We start from the raw sequence: 17644 nt of genomic DNA on the forward strand, positions 1-17644 counted from the left end.
AATATACATATCGTACAGTTTCAATGCGTAATTATAACTTTTTTCTGAAATATTGCCAGAAATTTAAAATACACTTTGAAAACTCAGAAAAATGGTATATAATAACATAGAATACGTTTATTTTTGTTACAAAACGGAAAAAATAGAGAAATAGGATGCATGGAAAGGAGAAAATAAAATGGTTGGTAGTGATATCGGAATTGATCTTGGTACAGCCAATGTACTTGTATATATAAAGGGAAAGGGTGTTGTTTTAAGGGAGCCGTCAGTTGTTGCATTTGATCGTGATACGAATAAGATCAAAGCAATCGGAGAGGATGCACGTCTGATGCTTGGACGTACACCTGGTAATATTGTGGCAGTAAGACCGCTGCGTCAGGGTGTGATTTCTGATTACACCGTGACAGAGAAGATGCTGCGCTATTTCATTCAGAAGGCATGTGGTAAGACACGTTTCAGAAAGCCGCGCATCAGCGTCTGTGTACCAAGCGGTGTTACAGAGGTAGAGAAGAAGGCGGTTGAGGATGCAACCTACGAGGCAGGTGCACGTGAGGTTGCGATCATTGAGGAGCCTATTGCGGCAGCAATCGGTGCCGGTATCGATATCTCCAGACCATGTGGTAATATGATCGTTGATATCGGAGGCGGTACAGCAGATATCGCTGTTATTTCCCTTGGTGGTACCGTTGTCAGCACTTCGATCAAGGTTGCCGGCGATGACTTTGATGAGGCGATCGTACGTTACATGCGTAAGACACATAATCTGCTGATCGGTGAGCGCACCGCAGAGGATATCAAGATTCAGATTGGATCTGCATATAAGCGTCCGGAGGTTGTTTCCATGGATGTACGTGGACGTAACCTTGTAACAGGTCTTCCTAAGACGATCACTGTTACCTCCGATGAGACGATGGATGCCTTAAAGGAGATCACATCTCAGATCGTGGAAGCTGTTCACAGCGTACTGGAGAAGACACCGCCAGAGCTTGCAGCAGATGTTTCTGACCGTGGAATCGTCCTGACCGGAGGCGGAAGCCTTCTTTATGGTCTGGAGGAGCTGATCGAGGAGAAGACAGGCATCACAACAATGACCGCAGAGGATCCGATGACCGCAGTAGCGATCGGTACCGGTCAGTTCGTGGAATTTTTGAGCGGAAAGCGCGATGAGGATTAAGAAATATTGGCAGATTGCCGATAATATATTATGAGACAGACTGACTGGATTTCCATCCGGTCAGTTGAAGTTTCCGGGATGTTCTAAGAAGGAGGCCGCCCATGACAAGAGGTTTATATACCGCATATACAGGCATGTATAATGAGCAGAAGAGATTGGATATTATATCCAATAATCTTGCCAATTCGGCAACGATCGGTTACAAAGAGGAGCAGGTGACCAGTCAGGCATTCAAGGAGATGCTGACCTACAAGATCCGTGACCGTTCCAATGGCTTTGTGGATGAGCCGATCGGAAAGATGAGCCTTGGGGTTAAGATTGGTGAGACTTATACGAACTGGGATCAGGGTTCTCTGAGACAGACGGAGAATACATACGATATTGCGATTCAGGGAAGTGGCTTTTTTACGGTTCGCGCAACTAATGCCAAAGGGGAAGATAAGACCTATTACACCCGGAATGGCTGCTTTACCGCGACGCGAGATGGATTTATTGTTGACAGTGATGGCAATCATCTGCAGGGAGAGGGGGGAGACCTTCAGGTTCCTACGGATGCTGCTAAGATCGTGATCGACAGAGATGGTGCCGTATATGCGGATAATGTTTATGTGGATACCATTCAGATCACGGATTTTGAGGATTATAATTATCTTAAACAGCACGGAGATAATTTCTGGGAGACAGTGGACGGTGCAACGGCGATCAAGGGAACCTATTCTCTGGAACAGGGCTATACGGAGCAGTCCAATGTCAATGTGATCGACCAGATGGTGGACATGATCACGATCACCCGGGCATATGAGGCAGGACAGAAGATGATTCAGACACAGGACAGCCTGTTGAATCATTCGGTTAATGATGTCGGCAAGGTTTGATGAAAGGTGTGAGATAGCATTATGATGAGAGCTCTTTGGACGGCTGCTTCCGGCATGAAGGCACAGCAGACCAGTATGGATACGTTGTCCAACAATTTATCCAATATCAATACAACAGGTTACAAGAAGGAGACGACACGTTTCCAGTCACTTTTATATCAGAATATCCAGAAGAAGACGACCGATTCCGAGGGGAATCAGAAGCCGATCGGAGCGCAGGTCGGACTTGGTGTGAAGGTGGGATCGATCGCAACGCAGTTTACACAAGGATCCTTTACAACGACCAATGCTGCATTTGACTTTGCGGTTGAGGGAGATGGACTGTTCATGGTGCAAAAGCCGGACGGTACGATCTGCTATACCAGAAACGGTCATTTTAATCTTTCTAAAAATACATCCGGCGGATGGTCTTTGACGACACAGGAAGGATATGCAGTGTTGGATTCGACCGGCAAGGAGATAAGCTTTGATAAGGATGTGGATACCTCGAAGCTTCGCTTTGATAACTATGGCGGTATCGGTTATGTGGGAGATGATGGCAATGCACTTCCGCTTGGTATCAATATCGGTATGGCACAGTTCAATAATCCAAATGGATTGGAGAAGGCGGGTGACAGCTATTATCTGGCGACAGATGCTTCCGGAGATGCCCGCATTGAGGGGGATGATGCTGCATTAAAGCGCAGTATTGTTAAGAATGGATATCTTGAGGCATCCAATGTGCAGGCAGTGGACGAGATGGTTGACATGATCGTTACACAGCGTGCTTATGAGATGAATTCCAAGGCAATTACCGCATCCGATGAGATGTTGCAGCAGGCGAACAACCTGCGGTCATAATCAGTGAACGGATGGCTGTGTGCAGCTTATCCGGTTAGGAAGGAGCAGCTCCTATGAGTTCAGTTTTAGATGTATCATCATTATACGACAGTTATGCATCACGGATCAGCAGTGCATCTGCAGCAGGAACCTCTGACAAGATCGGTGGGATCGGTAAGGATTCTTCCGACGAAGAACTGATGGAAGCCTGCAAAAGCTTTGAGTCATATTTCGTACAGAAGATGATCGAGGAAGCCAAGAAAACTGTCGAGAATGAAGACGAAGAAGGCGAATACACCAAGATGTTTGCTGATATGCGCAATGAGCAGCTTGCAGATACGGTCACGGAAAGTGGTCAGATCGGTCTTGCGCAGCAGTTATACGATAATCTGAAGCAACAGTACAAGCTGTAATCACAATATACATACAAACGGGCCGCTGTTTATTTGCAGTGGCTGTTTTTCTGTAAAAGGAAGATTTGGCAGAAGGAAGATGGCGGAAAAGGGGGATGAAATGGAAGAGATCGAAGGATATGTAGAGAATATCGTTTTTCGTAATGAAGAGAACGGATACACGGTACTGCATTTGTCGCACCCGGAATGGGACGATGACATCTGCTGCGTCGGCTGTTTTTCTTATGTGGCGGAGGGACAGTATCTTGTTGTCCGGGGAGATATGGTCTTTCATAAAGAATACGGAGAGCAGATGAAGGTGACCTCCTATGAGGAGAAGCAGCCGGAGGATTCCATGGCGATCGAAAAGTACTTAGGTTCCGGTGCGATCAAGGGGATTGGACCGGCACTTGCGGCGAGGATCGTCAAGAAGTTTAAGGAGGATACCTTTCGGATCTTTGAGGAGGAACCGGAGCGGCTTGCAGAGGTCAAGGGGATCAGCATGAAGCTTGCGATCCAGGCTGCCGGTCAGTTTAACGAGAAGCGAGAGATGAGACAGGCGATGCTCTTTTTGCAGGATTATGGAATCAGTATGAATCTGGCTGTCAAGATATACAGACAGTATGGTCAGGAAATGTATGAGGTTCTAAGAACCAATCCGTATAAGTTGGCAGAGGATATTTCCGGCGTGGGCTTTAAGATTGCAGATGAGATCGCGCGTCAGGCTGGATTTTATGAGGATTCGGATTTCCGTATTCAGGCGGGGATCGTCTATTGTCTGCAGCAGTCCACGGTACAGGGACATTGTTACCTGCCGCAGAGAGAGCTTGTCGATGTGACGGCGCAGCTTCTAGGACTGGAGCCGGCACTGATCGACTGCCATGTGGACGAGCTGTGCATGAATAAACAGATCATTTGCCGGGAGATTGACGGAGAGCGATGTCTTTATTACGGTCGGTTATATTATATGGAGATGAATTGTGCCAGAATGCTGCTTGATCTGAATCTGGACTTTCCGGTGAAGGAATCTGATCTGGAAAGGAAGGTCCGGGAGGTGGAGCGTTCCGAGAAGATAGAGTTGGATGAGATGCAGCGTAGGGCTGTTTTTCAGGCACTGCAAAATGGTGTGATGGTGATCATGGGTGGACCCGGTACCGGAAAAACCACAACGATCAATACCATTGTGCGTATTTTTGAGGAAGAGGGAATGGATATTCTTCTGGCGGCGCCGACCGGCAGAGCGGCAAAGAGAATGTCCGAGACGACCGGTTATGAAGCGCAGACGATCCACCGTCTGCTCGAGTTAAATGGTGCTGTGGACGGGGATGACCGCGACGGTATGCATTTTGAACGAAACGAGCTGCAGCCGCTGGAGGCAGATGTGGTGATCATTGATGAGATGTCTATGGTGGATATTTATCTGATGCATGCGTTGTTGCAGGCACTTGTGCCGGGAACGCGCCTGATTATGGTGGGAGATGCCAACCAGCTTCCATCTGTGGGACCGGGCAATGTGCTGAAGGATATCATCCGGTCAAAGTTTTGTCATGTGGTTCGTCTGGAAAAGGTATTCCGTCAGGCGGCAGAGAGCGATATTATTTTAAATGCCCACCGGATCAACCGGGGAGAGCCTGTGGAATATAGGAAGGAGAGCAGGGACTTTTTCAGTCTCGAGAGGAATCAGCCTCAGGATATCATCAATGTGGTGATCCAGCTGATCGTCCAGAAACTGCCACCGTATGTCAACGCATCTCCGTATGATATTCAGGTTCTGGCACCGATGCGTAAAGGTGAATTGGGTGTGCTGAATCTGAATGATGTACTGCAGAAGTATCTGAATCCGTCATCGCCGGACAAGGTTGAAAGAGAATTTCACGGTGTTTTATTCCGCGAGAATGATAAAGTGATGCAGATCAAAAACAACTATCAGCTCAAATGGAAGAAGTATAATCCTTATGGAGATGTCTGCGAAGAGGGAGAGGGTGTTTTCAACGGAGACAGTGGAGTGATCCGGACGATCTCAGCCTTGACGGAGAGCGTGACGGTGGAATTTGAGGAAGGAAAGATCGCGGAGTATGAATTTAGTGAGATGGAGGAATTAGAGCTTGCATATGCGATCACTATACATAAGTCGCAGGGAAGTGAGTATCCTGCAGTGATCATTCCGCTGCTGAGCGGACCGAAGATGTTGTTTAACCGCAATCTTTTATATACGGCAGTGACGCGTGCCAAAAAGTGCGTGACGATCGTTGGCAGCAGAAGGATGGTGGATCAGATGATCTGCAATATCAACGAGAAGAAGAGATATTCCAGCCTGTGCCAGCGGATTCAGGAACTGGAGGTGGCAGATGCAGGGATGCTTTCGTGACAGAGTGCTTGATTTTATTTATCCGGCGAGATGTCCGGTATGTGATGACGTGCTTCCGGCAGGAATGCATGGGATTTGTGCCGGCTGTCACACATATATTCAATATATACGGGAACCACGGTGCATGCGATGCGGAAAGCCTCTTGAGGAAGATGAGGAATTTTGCGGGGACTGCAGGGATAACAGTCGTTCGTTTGAGGCGGGAAGAGCGTTGTTTGTCTATGACGGTATCATGCAGGAATCGATGGCACGCTTCAAATATAGCAGCCGCAGGGAATATGGTGCTGTTTATGCGGAAGAATTATACAGGCATTATGGGAGCTGGGTCAAACAAACCGGTGCCGGAATGCTTGTGCCGGTGCCGGTTCATCCGGCACGTTACCGCAGAAGGGGATATAATCAGGCAGAGATTCTTGCCAGACATTTTGGCAAGCTTAGCGGACTGCCGGTAGGAACAGAAATGATTGCCAGAATTAAGGATACCAGACCGCAGAAGGAGCTTTCGGCGGGAGAACGTAAGCGGAATCTGGCAGGGGCATTTTCGGTGGGCAGACAGGTGCGGGAGTTGAATCAGATACCGGAGTGTGTTATAATCATGGATGACATTTACACGACGGGAAGCACGATGGAGGCTTGTTCTGCCGTGTTGAAAGAGACAGGGATCCGCAGGATTTATTTTTTGTGTGTATGTATTGGACAAGGCAATTAAGGAGAGTAGGATATGGACGTAAGAAATTGCAAAATGTGTGGGGCAATATTTAATTTTGACGGATCACCGCTGTGTCCGAAGTGCCGCCGCAAGATGGAAGAAAAGTTCAGTGTTGTCAAGGAATATATTTTAAAGAATCCGAGCAGTTCAATCTCTGTTATTTCTGAGGAAACAGAGGTACCGATTCAGCAGCTGAAGCGCTGGATCCGAGAGGAACGTCTGAGCTTTTCAAAAGAATCCGGGGTGGTGATCCAGTGTGAGAAGTGCGGTGCGCCGATCCTGACCGGACGATTCTGCAAGGAATGTAAGCGGACGATGACAAGATCCTTTGAGAATTTATACAGCAGTCCTAAGGGCGGCAATGAACCAAAGAGGACCTCGGAGAATGCAAGAATGCGTTTTTTCGACAAATAAGAAATAAGCGTTTTGGCCTTGAAGAAAATGACTTGTTTTAAAGATACTTACTGATAATCTGATTAAGACAACCAGTAAAGTACGGAGGAGGTGGAGCGTTTTGGAAGATATTCGGGACATACTTCGCATCCCCGGACGGGAAGTCATGGCAGTGACGAAGATTCTGGCAGGGGTTGATCTGGAAAAGATCGACTCGAAGCAGTGCAGAGACAGTGATATCATTACAGTTATGATACACACAAGAGGATTTTTTCTGGCGAACATCCGTTGCGAAATGAACCATGATATGTATCGCCAGATCCTGTCGGGAATGTATGGAGCGGCATGCCGCCGGAGGAGGAGCGGGCATTATATATCAATGAATATATGAATGTTGTCTGTGGAAGGATCGTATCCAAGATCAATACGCTGACGGACAGTGTTTCCAAGCTGTCTGTGCCGGAATATTTTGGAGAAAACGATCCGGATTATGGCAGAGATGAGCAGGCGTATCATATTATGCTTGTTTATCGGAATGGTCAGGGATTTGTTCGGTTTATTATTCAGTTTGAGTTTCAACAGAATGGAGGAGACGACGTATGAGTACAACAATTATGGTGGTTGATGATTCCCCCTTTGCATCTAAGCAGATCAAGGATATCGTGGAAGATAACGGATATGAAGTGATCGGTTATGCCAAGGATGGAGAAGAGGCAATCGAGCTTTACAAGGAATTGAAGCCGGATATTGTTATACTGGACATCATAATGCCGGGGCTCAATGGTCTTGAGACAGCAGAGATACTCAAAAAGCAGGATCCGGCTGTGAAGATATTGATGTTAAGCTCTCTTTGTGATGCCGGAACCATGGAGGAAGTGAAAAGCATCGGTGTCAAGCATTTGATTCCGAAGCCTCTGGAGGCAGATGTTTTGCTGGCTTCTCTGGAGTTGGTATCTAAATTTGCCTAATTCGTTTGCAAACAAGTGTTGACGTAATGAGGTATTGTGTCATATACTTGATATGTGAATATGAAAAGGAACAGGAGCAGAAAATGGTTACATCAAGATTAGTGGCCACGGGGGCGGGTATTCCGAGTCAGGTGATTACCAATGATGATCTGGCACAGATTATGGATACCAGTGATGAGTGGATCAGACAGAGAACGGGGATTGGAGAAAGACATATTTCGGGGGGCGAAGATTTATCGTATTACACGACGAAAGCCGCCAGACAGATTATAGAGAGAGCCGGGATCGCACCGGAGGATATTGATCTTATTGTTGTTGCGACCGTTACGGCGGATTATTGCACACCGAGTGCTGCGTGTATGGTACAAAAGGAGATCGGTGCAGTTAATGCAGTAGCATTTGATGTGACGGCAGCCTGCTCGGGATTCTTGTATGGTGTGAGTGTTGCGGATAAGTTTATCCGCTGTGGTGTGTATAAGAACGCGCTGGTGATCGGAGGAGAGATATTATCCAAGATCGTTGACTGGCAGGACCGCTCGACATGTGTGTTATTTGGAGATGGCGCAGCAGGCGTGCTGCTGGAGCGTTCTGAATCACAGCAGGGTATTCTGATGGAAGAGCTTGGAGCAAAGGGTGAGGATTGTGCTGTTCTTACAGCACGGCGTCTGGCACCTGCCAATGCTTTTAACGAGATAGAGCCGCAGGCAGAATGTGGTCATGTCACGATGGATGGAAGAGCCGTGTTTAAGTTTGCAACCAAGAAGATCGTGTCAAGCATCGAGAATGTGCTTGAAAAGTCCGGTGTATCAAAGGATGAGATTACATATTTTATCACGCATCAGGCAAATGCAAGGATCGTTGAGGTGGCAGCAAAGAAGTTAAAGCTTCCGATGGATCGCTTTTATACCAATATTGAGCATTATGGCAATACTTCCGCAGCAAGTATTCCGATCGCGCTCAATGAAATGAATGAAAAGGGACTTCTTCATGAGGGGGACAAGTTGATCCTCTGCGGCTTCGGAGGAGGCTTGACATGGGGAACACTGCTGATACAATGGTAGGATGAGCATGTGTATTACTGTGATATCACAGTCAATATAAAACAAAATTAACTAATTTCTTTAGGAGGAACTGAAAATGGTATTTGAGAAGATCAGAGAAATCATTGCTTCACAGCTTGGAAAGGATGAAGAGGAGATCACACTGGATACAAATGTAAAGGATGATCTTGACGCTGATTCTTTGGATGTTTTCCAGATCATCAATGATATTGAAGACGAGTTTGAAGTATCAATTGAAGATCCGGAATCTATTGTTACCGTAAAAGATATCGTAGACTTTGTTGAGAACAACAAATAAGACGATTATCGCCAGCAAGCAGATGAAACGGACAGTGAAGACCGTAAAGTTGAGGACCTCGTCCAACGGGGTTCTCATCATTTTGTTATCGGATCGCACTGTCTTTTAAAGCGTGGAGGAGTTTTCATGAAAACTGTATTTATGTTTAGTGGACAGGGTGCACAATATGCAGGTATGGGAAAGGAACTGTACCAGAATTACAGTGTGGCTAAGGATATATTTGATCGGGCAGATGCCGTATTGGGATATTCGATTAAGGATATTTGTTTTCAGGATGAACAGAAATTAGGAGAGACAGAGTATGCACAGCCTGCAATTTTAACAATGAGTATTGCGGCATTCAAAGTGCTTGAGGAGCAGGGCATCCGTGCGGATATGACAGCCGGATTAAGCCTTGGCGAATATTCCGCTTATGTTGCCAGCGGAGCGATGGACTTCGAGGAGGCCGTTGCACTGGTGCAGAAGCGAGGGAGATTTATGACAGAGGCAGTGCCTTCCGGTGAGGGAGCAATGTATGCGATCATCGGACTGGATCAAGATCTGGTCGAGGAGGCATGTGAGGAGGCAACGGCTCTTGGAAAGGGACTGGCGGTCCCTGCCAATTACAATGCGCCGGGTCAGATCGTAATCGCCGGTAAGACAGAGGCGGTTGCAGAGGCAGCAAGGCTTGCCAAGGAAAAGGGGGCAAAGCTTGCCGTTAAGCTGAAGGTGAGCGGTCCTTTCCATACAAGCCTGTTACAGCCAGCCTCCGACCGTTTAAAGCCGGAGCTTGAGAAAATGCATATCAGCGATATGAAGATACCGGTTTATACCAATGTGAATGCACAGGTGGTGCCATCAAAGGATGACATCATTCCGATTTTGACAAAGCAGATCTGCTGTCCGGTAAGATGGGCAGATATCATCCGCAACATGAATGAGCAGGGGGCGGATACTTTTATTGAGTTAGGACCGGGAAAAGCATTGACCGGTTTTGTGAAGAGAACACTCAAGGGAGTGAATATCATGAATGTAGAGGATTTATCCTCTCTGGACAAAACAATCAAAAAGCTTCATGAGATCGTGTAGATCCTGGAAGATGTGATTTAGGAGGAATTATGTTAAAAGAAAAAAACGTCATTGTGACAGGAGCAGCCAAGGGCATCGGCAAGGCGATCGCTCTGGCATTTGCCGAAGAGGGATGTAATATCGTATTGAATTATCACAGTCATCTGGATGAGGAGACCGTGAAGGAGATCGAGGCGTTTGGTGTGATCTGCAAGCCGGTACAGGGTGATGTCAGTGATTTTGCATTTGCGGCTGACATGATCAAAACGGTCAAGAAGGAGCTTGGCAGTGTGGATGTGCTTGTCAATAATGCAGGTATTACGAAGGATATGCTTTTGATGAGGATGACTGAGGAGCAGTTTGACGATGTGATCAATACCAACCTGAAGGGAACTTTTAATATGATCCGCCATGCGAGCAGTGTAATGCTCAAACAGAGAAGCGGAGCAATCATTAACATGGCATCTGTAGTCGGCATCAACGGCAATATCGGACAGGCAAATTATGCGGCGTCCAAGGCGGGTATCATTGGTCTGACCAAATCTACCGCAAAGGAGCTGGCGTCAAGAGGAGTCACCTGTAATGCGATCGCTCCGGGTTTTGTTGAAACAGATATGACAGCAGTGTTGAAGGAGGATGTGCAGGAGGCAATCTTAAATGCAATTCCGCTTAAGAGAGCCGGAAAGGTTGAGGATATTGCCAGAGCAGCAGTGTTCCTTGCAGAGAATAATTATATTACCGGTCAGGTGCTTAATGTTGATGGCGGAATGGTAATGTAGCGAACAGACAGTTGCAGAGACTGAGAGAAATGAGGGTAAGAAATATGGCTAGAAGAGTTGTTGTAACAGGAATGGGTGCGGTGACACCTCTCGGAAGCACAGTGGATACTTTCTGGGATAATATCCGGAAGGGCAAGTGCGGAATCAAGATGATCACAAAGTTTGACACGGAAGAGTTCAAGGTAAAGATTGCCGGAGAGGTAGAGGGGTTTGATCCGGAGCTTTACATGACAAAGAAGGATGTCAAGAGAAACGATCTGTTTGCAGTGTATGCGCTTGGTGCAGCAGTGCAGGCATTTGAGGACAGTGGTCTTGATATGGAAAAGGAAGATGCGGACAGAGTCGGTGTTATTGTAGGCTCCGGTGTCGGTGGACTGATGACCATGGAGGAGCAGGTTACCAAGATGAACGACAGGGGACCGGCAAGGGTTTCTCCGTTGTTTATCACGATGACGATCGGCAATATGGCAGCAGGAAATATTGCGATCCGTTATGGTGCAAAGGGAATCTGCGAGAACGTGGTGACTGCATGTGCGACCGGAACAAATGCGATCGGTGATGCATTCCGTCAGATCAAGGATGGACGTCAGGATGTCATGTTTGCGGGCGGTGCTGAGGCAGCCATCTGCCGTATCGGTATTGCAGGATTTACGAATCTGACAGCATTATCCAAGAATCCGGATCCAAAGGATGCGTGTAAGCCGTTTGACAAGGACAGAGACGGTTTCGTTATGTCTGAGGGGGCAGGTGTACTGATCCTGGAGGAGTTAGAGCATGCAAAAGCGCGTGGTGCAAAGATCTATGGCGAGATCGTTGGCTATGGTTCCAATGCAGATGCATACCATATCACAACACCACTGCCGGATGGCTCCGGTGCTGCAAGGGCAATGGAGCTTGCTATGGAGGAAGCCGGAATTACACCGGAGCAGGTATCCTATATCAATGCACATGGAACAAGTACACATGCCAATGAGATAGGTGAGACAGCAGCAATCAAGCTTGCAATGGGAGATGCGGCATATAAGGTGCCGGTAAGCTCGACCAAGTCTATGACAGGTCATCTGTTGGGAGCAGCCGGTGCGATCGAGTCGATTATCTGTGTTAAGGCAATACAGGATAATTTCCTGCCGGCAACGATCAATTACAAGACACCGGATCCGGAATGTGATCTGGACATCATCCCGAATGAGGGTCGTCAGGTGGATAACGTGGAGTATGTATTATCAAATTCTCTCGGTTTTGGCGGACACAACGCCGTGCTGTGTTTTAAGAAGTGGAAGGCTGAGTAGGAATTATTTATGGATATATCTGCCGGAGGGCAGATTGGAAAGGAAGGAAGCATGCGTTACGAAGAGATTAAGCAGTTGATCGATCTGTTTGAGGAAACAGATCTGGCAGAAATGGAACTGACGAGAGAGAATGACGGACTTCGTCTGGTGCGTGGAAATGGCGGCAAGGCAGCAAGCCAGCAGGTGTTACCGGTACAGCCGGAGATCCCGGAGGCTCCATCACTTTCAGATTTGCAGGACATTGTTGCGTCCGTACAGAATGGGGCAAGAGAGGCAATGGCAGGCGGTTCTGCACCGGCTGTTGAGGCACAGGAGGAAGGCAGTGTTGTTACAGCACCGATCGTTGGAACCTTCTATGCAAAGCCGGCACAGGACAAGGATCCGTTTGTAAAGGTTGGAGATACCGTTGCGGAGGGAGATACACTCTGCATTATTGAGGCAATGAAGTTTATGAATGAGGTTCCAAGTACGGTCGGAGGTACAATCAAAGAAGTTCTGGTTCAGGATGGTGATTTCGTAGAATTTGGACAGCCGTTATTCAGAATCGGATAAAGAGAGGAGACCGAAATGGATTATTTAATGGACATTAAACAGATCATGGAGATCATTCCGCATCGTCAGCCGTTTCTGTTAGTAGACCGCATTTTAGATATGGTACCGGGAGAGAGTGTAACAGCGCTCAAGAACGTATCGATGAACGAGCCGTTTTTTGCGGGTCATTTTCCGGGAGAACCGGTTATGCCCGGAGTGCTGATCGTTGAGGCGATGGCACAGGCCGGTGCGGTGGCAATTCTTTCCCAGGAGCAGTTTAAGGGTAAGACCGCATATTTTGGTGGTATCAAGAATGCAAAATTTAAGCAGAAGGTAGTGCCAGGAGATACCCTTCGTATGGAGGTTTCTATTGTAAAGCTTAAGAAAAATGCCGGAATCGGTCAGGGAACAGCCTATGTGGATGGAAAGGTTGCTGCACAGGCAGAATTTATCTTTATGATCGGCTGATCATAAAAGGGATGGAGGAGCGCATGTTTGACAAAATATTAATTGCGAACCGTGGTGAAATAGCTGTTCGTATTATACGGGCCTGTCGTGAGATGGGAATTAGAACGGTTGCTGTATTTTCGGAGGCAGACAGAGATGCTCTGCATACACAGATGGCAGATGAAGCTGTCTGCATCGGTGGTGCGAAGGTGGCTGAGAGTTATCTGAATATGCAGAACATAATCAGTGTGGCTGTAGAGAAGAAGATTCAGGCAATTCATCCGGGCTTTGGTTTTCTGTCCGAGAACAGTACATTTGCATCAATGTGTGAGGTATGCAACATCAAATTCATTGGACCAAGTCCGTCCGTGATCGATGCAATGGGCAACAAAGCAAACGCAAGAGAAATGATGATCAAGGCCGGAGTTCCGGTAATACCGGGCAGCGACGGCGTTATTGAGAGTCTTGATAAAGCATATGAGGTGGCAGACCGGCTTGGTTATCCGGTGATGGTCAAAGCATCAGCCGGTGGCGGCGGAAAGGGCATTCGTATTGTGCGCAGCCGTGATGAGCTGGAGAATGCATATGAATCTGCCAAATCAGAAGCAATGGCGGGCTTCGGCGATGATGCTGTCTATATGGAGAAGCTTATCGAGAATGCCAGACATATTGAGGTGCAGGTGTTAGGAGATCAGCAGGGCAATGTGGTTCATTTGGGAGAGAGAGACTGTTCTCTGCAGAGAAAGAATCAGAAGGTTCTGGAGGAGTCACCGTCTCCGGCACTGACACAGGAGAAACGCGAGGAAATGTGTGCGGCTGCAGTCCGAGCAGCAAAGGCTGCCGGTTATCAGAGTGCAGGCACGATCGAGTTTCTTTATGACAGATCCGGGGAATTTTATTTCATGGAAATGAACACAAGAGTGCAGGTGGAGCATCCGGTTACGGAGATGGTAACGGGCGTTGATATTATCAAGGAACAGATCCGGATCGCTGCCGGTGAGTCGCTTTCTATGACGCAGGATGATATTCATATCAGTGGACATGCGATCGAGTGCCGTATCAATGCAGAGAATCCGGACAGAAACTTTGCACCATGCCCGGGTAAGATCCGATCCTTGTTGCTGCCGGCAGGAGGTCTTGGACTTCGTGTGGATGCGGCAGTATTTCAGGATTATGTGATCCCGCCATACTATGATTCTATGATCGCAAAGGTGATCGTGCACGGCAGGGACCGCGAGGAGGCAATTGCCAAAATGCGCAGAGCTCTCTATGAATTTGTTATTGATGGCATAGATACAAACATTGATTTTCAGGGGATGATACTGAGCCATCCCGATTATATTGCCGGGGAGTTTGATACCTCATTTATCGAGGAGAAGATTTTGAAATAATTTTCGTAGGATTTGAACTGAATCCAAGAAGTTCTGCTTATATTATGAAAGCATGACATTTCATCTGTACATAAAATGGGACAGACAGAAAGGATGGATCTTGTGAATTTATTCAGCAAAAGGAAAAAATATTTTTCTCTGGAACCACAGACAGACAGGAAAAAATCAGATAAAAAGAAAAAAGAACAGGGGCCGTCGATACCAAATGGTATGTGGATCAAGTGTAATACCTGTAAGATGATCATTTACAAGAAGGAGATCACGGAGTATAAGCTTTGCCCGAGCTGTGGTGCACATTTTCGTATGACACCGGCAGAGCGTATTGCGGTTACCTGTGATGAAGGTTCCTTTCAGGAGTTCGATGCGGATATGATCCCGGAGAATCCGATGGAGTATCCGGATTATGATCGGATCGTAGGAAAGGCACAGGACAAAACCGGACTTCGGGAGGCCGTTGTTACCGGTCGTTGCCAGATTGAAGGCAACGATGCGGTAATTGCTATTATGGACAGTCATTTTATGATGGGAAGCATGGGTTCCGTTGTTGGTGAGAAGATCACCAGAGCAGTGGAGTATGCGACCGGAGAAAAGCTTCCGGTCATTATCTTCACCACATCCGGTGGAGCCAGAATGCAGGAGGGAATCATTTCGCTGATGCAGATGGCGAAGGTGTCCGAGGCACTGGGACGCCACGATGCAGCAGGGCTGTTATATATCACCGTATTGACGGATCCGACAACGGGTGGTGTTACAGCAAGCTTTGCGATGTTAGGCGATATTATTTTGTCAGAGCCTAAAGCACTGATCGGTTTTGCCGGTCAGCGTGTGATCCAGGGAACGATCCACCAGAAGCTGCCGGAGGGATTTCAGAGAGCAGAATTTCAGCAGGATCATGGTTTTGTAGACAGAATTGTTCACCGTGAGGAGCTTCGCGGCGAGCTTGGAAAAATTTTGAAACTTCATCAGACGGGAAAGCGAGGGAATGGAAATGAATGAGAGTATGAGATCCGTGACCATTGCCCGCCAGATCGACCGGCCAAGCACGAAGCAATTTATCGAAGAGATTTTTGATGATTTCATGGAGTTTCACGGAGATCGTTTATTTGGAGATGATGGTGCAGTGATTGGTGGAATCGCCAGTCTGAAGGGGCAACCGGTTACCGTCATCGGAATCCAGAAGGGACATACCTTAGAGGAAAATGTCAACTGCAATTTCGGACAGCCAAATCCGGAGGGATACCGTAAGGCACTTCGTCTGATGAAACAGGCGGAGAAGTTTAAACGCCCGGTGATCACGTTTATCAACACAGCCGGTGCATTTCCGGGTGTCGGTGCAGAGGAGCGCGGACAGGGAGAAGCAATTGCGAGAAACCTTATGGAGATGTCCCGTTTAAAGACGCCGATCATCAGCATTTTTATCGGTGAAGGAGGCAGTGGCGGTGCGCTGGCACTTGCCGTGGCAGATCAGGTGTGGATGTTAGAGCATGCTGTATATTCCATCTTATCGCCGGAGGGATTTTCCAGTATTTTGTGGAAGGATCCGACCAGAGTCGCGGAGGCTGCAGAGAAAATGAAAATGACAGCGAAAGACCTGTTAGAGAATCATGTTGCGGACAGAATGTTTGCGGAGCCGGAGGATGGCCTTGAAAATCATCTGACCGATGTGACAGCAGAACTTCAAAAAACGCTGCTTGAGGAAATTCCGGGACTTCTTGCGATGGATCCGGATGAGCTTACGCGGAAGAGGTACGAGCGTTTCCGTCAGTTCGGAAGCTTTGTCGAATAGAATTTTACCGAATAGGATGTTATTAAATAAAATTATATAGAATAAAATGACAAAAGGACGGGCATATGATTGACATAAGCTCGTCCTTATTTAGGATATAGGAAAAATTGTACTATTTCATGCGGATGCCGTCATCACCGATGGTGATATAGCCCTCCTTCATCAGACGTCCGATCGCACGCTTGAACGCATTCTTACTCATATGGAAATGTGCTTTGATCTCCTCCGGCGCGCTCTTGTCGTGATATGGCAGAAAACCATCGGCATCTTCCAGACGATGCAGGATAAATTCGGCATCCTCTTCCATCTGCTCCGGAATCTTTTTTTTGACACTGAGTGACAATCTGCCGTCCTCCAGAACCTGTGAGACACGCGCATAGACCGGCTGGTTAATGCGGTACTTCTCAAAGACCTCCTTCTTCGGGATCAGAGCGGAGTATTTATCATCTACTGCGACAAAGACACCGAAATTATCGCTGATCTCGTAGACACGGCCAAATACTTCATCATCCTTCTGGTAATCGGAATCATTTCGCAGACGGTCGTAAACATGCATCGAAGCACAGAGTCTCTCACTCTTATCAAGATACATCGTTACCAGTACGGCATCTCCCGGCTCTACCTTATAAAGCTGCTGTTTGAATGGAAGCAGCAGATCCTTCGAAAGTCCCATTTCCAGAAAAGCACCGATCTTCGTCACTTCCTTTACCTTTAGGCGGGCAACGCCTCCTAATTCAAGCTCCGGCTCCTCCATGGTAGCGATCGGTCGATCCTCAGAATCACGGTATACAAATACCGTCAAAGCATCCTTAAGCTGGGTTCCCTTTGGAACCTGCGCCTTTGGCAGAAGAATCTTATCTGTATCCTCACCGCCCGGCGTATTAAGATAGACTCCGAAGTCTGTGGTTTTCACTACGATCAGTTCCTGTGTTTTTCCAAGTTGTATTTTTTCAGACATAATAATCCTCGTTTCGTTTTTGATGATTTACCCGGACTTTCACAATGATAATGGAAAGTTCCCTTATAACCTTGATAATCATACCATAAGAAGAAAAAATGGGAAAGAGGAAGATAATAAAATCAGAACAAAAAGGCAGCTTAGATATTGGAAGGTAAGCTGTCGAAATGATTTTTGGTTATTTTACGATCCTTCTATTTTTACTTTTTTGACCATGTGTAAGGTATGGTTTGAATCCTAAATGGAAACGTGTTATACTTTGAAACGGAAGCGACCCGGCAGGTTGGCTGAACAGATCCGTATGGATAAGAAATTTGGGGTCCCATGACGACAGAAGGTTGTGGGCGGAATGGAGGATA

At 47.1% G+C, this 17644-nt stretch carries 19 protein-coding genes and 1 pseudogene; 19 read left to right on the forward strand and 1 reads right to left on the reverse strand.

The window, feature by feature from the left end; all coding sequences use genetic code 11:
- The first annotated feature begins 178 nt into the window (after window positions 1–178).
- The 19 genes and pseudogenes from DXA20_RS07725 to DXA20_RS18635 all read left to right on the forward strand — a co-directional run bounded on the left by DXA20_RS07725 (window position 179) and on the right by DXA20_RS18635 (window position 16327).
- Window positions 179–1174: a rod shape-determining protein gene (locus DXA20_RS07725; protein ID WP_022305700.1), complete on the forward strand. Its 996-nt coding sequence runs from the start codon at window positions 179–181 to the stop codon at window positions 1172–1174.
- Window positions 1175–1275: 101 nt separating this feature from the next.
- Entirely contained in the window at window positions 1276–2049 is a 774-nt protein-coding gene (locus tag DXA20_RS07730; RefSeq protein ID WP_118559883.1) for a flagellar hook-basal body protein, read from the forward strand.
- 21 nt (window positions 2050–2070) lie between these two features.
- Window positions 2071–2889: a flagellar hook-basal body protein gene (locus DXA20_RS07735; protein ID WP_022305698.1), complete on the forward strand. Its 819-nt coding sequence runs from the start codon at window positions 2071–2073 to the stop codon at window positions 2887–2889.
- Between the two features lie 53 nt (window positions 2890–2942).
- Window positions 2943–3281, forward strand: a complete 339-nt coding sequence (locus DXA20_RS07740) for a rod-binding protein (RefSeq protein ID WP_022305697.1) — start codon at window positions 2943–2945, stop codon at window positions 3279–3281.
- A 100-nt stretch (window positions 3282–3381) separates the two neighbouring features.
- The gene (recD2, locus tag DXA20_RS07745) at window positions 3382–5628 is read left to right on the forward strand and encodes an SF1B family DNA helicase RecD2 (RefSeq protein WP_118559945.1); all 2247 of its coding nucleotides are present in this window, start codon (window positions 3382–3384) and stop codon (window positions 5626–5628) included.
- On the forward strand, window positions 5609–6337 hold the full coding sequence (locus tag DXA20_RS07750; RefSeq protein ID WP_118559885.1) for a ComF family protein: 729 nt from the start codon (window positions 5609–5611) through the stop codon (window positions 6335–6337). Before recD2 ends, DXA20_RS07750 begins: the two co-directional genes overlap by 20 nt.
- Before the next feature lie 12 nt (window positions 6338–6349).
- Window positions 6350–6751, forward strand: a complete 402-nt coding sequence (locus DXA20_RS07755; RefSeq protein ID WP_022305694.1) for a hypothetical protein — start codon at window positions 6350–6352, stop codon at window positions 6749–6751.
- Between the two features lie 100 nt (window positions 6752–6851).
- A complete protein-coding gene (locus DXA20_RS07760; RefSeq protein ID WP_147403717.1) occupies window positions 6852–7121 on the forward strand; it encodes a hypothetical protein in 270 nt (89 codons plus the stop codon).
- Window positions 7118–7333: a hypothetical protein gene (locus tag DXA20_RS07765; RefSeq protein ID WP_118559889.1), complete on the forward strand. Its 216-nt coding sequence runs from the start codon at window positions 7118–7120 to the stop codon at window positions 7331–7333. Before DXA20_RS07760 ends, DXA20_RS07765 begins: the two co-directional genes overlap by 4 nt.
- Window positions 7330–7698 (forward strand): response regulator transcription factor, encoded by a 369-nt coding sequence (locus DXA20_RS07770; RefSeq protein WP_118559891.1) that lies wholly within the window; start codon window positions 7330–7332, stop codon window positions 7696–7698. Before DXA20_RS07765 ends, DXA20_RS07770 begins: the two co-directional genes overlap by 4 nt.
- An 83-nt stretch (window positions 7699–7781) precedes the next feature.
- Entirely contained in the window at window positions 7782–8759 is a 978-nt protein-coding gene (locus tag DXA20_RS07775; RefSeq protein WP_118559947.1) for a beta-ketoacyl-ACP synthase III, read from the forward strand.
- Between the two features lie 76 nt (window positions 8760–8835).
- A complete protein-coding gene (locus tag DXA20_RS07780) occupies window positions 8836–9057 on the forward strand; it encodes an acyl carrier protein (RefSeq protein WP_022305690.1) in 222 nt (73 codons plus the stop codon).
- Between the two features lie 126 nt (window positions 9058–9183).
- On the forward strand, window positions 9184–10125 hold the full coding sequence (gene fabD / locus DXA20_RS07785) for an ACP S-malonyltransferase (protein WP_118559893.1): 942 nt from the start codon (window positions 9184–9186) through the stop codon (window positions 10123–10125).
- A gap of 29 nt (window positions 10126–10154) precedes the next feature.
- Window positions 10155–10883, forward strand: coding sequence for a 3-oxoacyl-[acyl-carrier-protein] reductase (gene fabG / locus DXA20_RS07790; RefSeq protein ID WP_022305688.1), 729 nt, complete (start codon window positions 10155–10157; stop codon window positions 10881–10883).
- 44 nt (window positions 10884–10927) lie between these two features.
- Window positions 10928–12172 carry a beta-ketoacyl-ACP synthase II gene (fabF, locus tag DXA20_RS07795; RefSeq protein ID WP_118559897.1) on the forward strand — a complete coding sequence of 415 codons (1245 nt, stop codon included), beginning with the start codon at window positions 10928–10930 and terminating at the stop codon, window positions 12170–12172.
- A 9-nt stretch (window positions 12173–12181) separates the two neighbouring features.
- Window positions 12182–12724, forward strand: a complete 543-nt coding sequence (gene accB / locus DXA20_RS07800) for an acetyl-CoA carboxylase biotin carboxyl carrier protein (RefSeq protein WP_022305686.1) — start codon at window positions 12182–12184, stop codon at window positions 12722–12724.
- A 15-nt stretch (window positions 12725–12739) separates the two neighbouring features.
- On the forward strand, window positions 12740–13171 hold the full coding sequence (fabZ, locus tag DXA20_RS07805) for a 3-hydroxyacyl-ACP dehydratase FabZ (protein WP_022305685.1): 432 nt from the start codon (window positions 12740–12742) through the stop codon (window positions 13169–13171).
- 23 nt (window positions 13172–13194) lie between these two features.
- On the forward strand, window positions 13195–14541 hold the full coding sequence (locus tag DXA20_RS07810) for an acetyl-CoA carboxylase biotin carboxylase subunit (protein WP_118559951.1): 1347 nt from the start codon (window positions 13195–13197) through the stop codon (window positions 14539–14541).
- Between the two features lie 93 nt (window positions 14542–14634).
- Window positions 14635–16327 (forward strand): annotated as a pseudogene (locus DXA20_RS18635) (acetyl-CoA carboxylase carboxyltransferase subunit alpha).
- A 112-nt stretch (window positions 16328–16439) separates the two neighbouring features.
- Here DXA20_RS18635 and DXA20_RS07825 read toward each other — a convergent pair.
- Window positions 16440–17285: a CvfB family protein gene (locus DXA20_RS07825; protein WP_243100574.1), complete on the reverse strand. Its 846-nt coding sequence runs from the start codon at window positions 17283–17285 to the stop codon at window positions 16440–16442.
- Window positions 17286–17644 lie beyond the last annotated feature (359 nt).

It is taken from the genome of Roseburia sp. AM59-24XD, assembly GCF_003478445.1.
In the GTDB taxonomy this organism is placed as follows: Bacteria; Bacillota; Clostridia; order Lachnospirales; family Lachnospiraceae; genus Jutongia.